The organism is Streptomyces abyssalis (genome assembly GCF_001751365.1).
GTDB lineage: Bacteria > Actinomycetota > Actinomycetes > Streptomycetales > Streptomycetaceae > Streptomyces > Streptomyces abyssalis.
Genome location: NZ_LJGT01000014.1, coordinates 1 through 455, shown reverse-complemented (window position 1 = coordinate 455; position 455 = coordinate 1). Strand labels below are relative to the sequence as shown.

Genomic DNA, 455 nt, shown 5'->3' with positions numbered 1-455 from the left:
AGCTCGTCGCCCGCCATGAGGATCTCCTCCTTGCGGGTGCCGGAGGCGTCCACGTCGACCGCGGGGAAGATCCGCTTCTCCGACAGCTTCCGGTCCAGCTTCAGCTCCATGTTGCCGGTGCCCTTGAACTCCTCGAAGATCACCTCGTCCATCCGGGAGCCGGTCTCCACCAAAGCCGCGGCCAGGATCGTCAGCGAACCGCCGTCCTCGATGTTCCGCGCCGCACCGAAGAACTTCTTCGGCGGATACAGCGCCGTGGAATCCACACCGCCGGACAGGATCCGCCCCGAAGCGGGAGCCGAGAGGTTGTAGGCCCGCCCCAGCCGGGTGATGTTGTCCAGCAGCACCACCACGTCATGACCCAGCTCCACCAGACGCTTGGCCCGCTCGATCGCCAGCTCCGCGATCGTGGTGTGATCCTCCGCGGGACGGTCGAAGGTCGAGGAGATCACCTC

The 455-nt window shown here is 66.2% G+C and carries 1 pseudogene; it reads right to left on the bottom strand.

The features are described from left to right. A pseudogene (locus tag AN215_RS00045) lies at positions 1 to 455 on the bottom strand (transcription termination factor Rho); the annotation flags it as partial.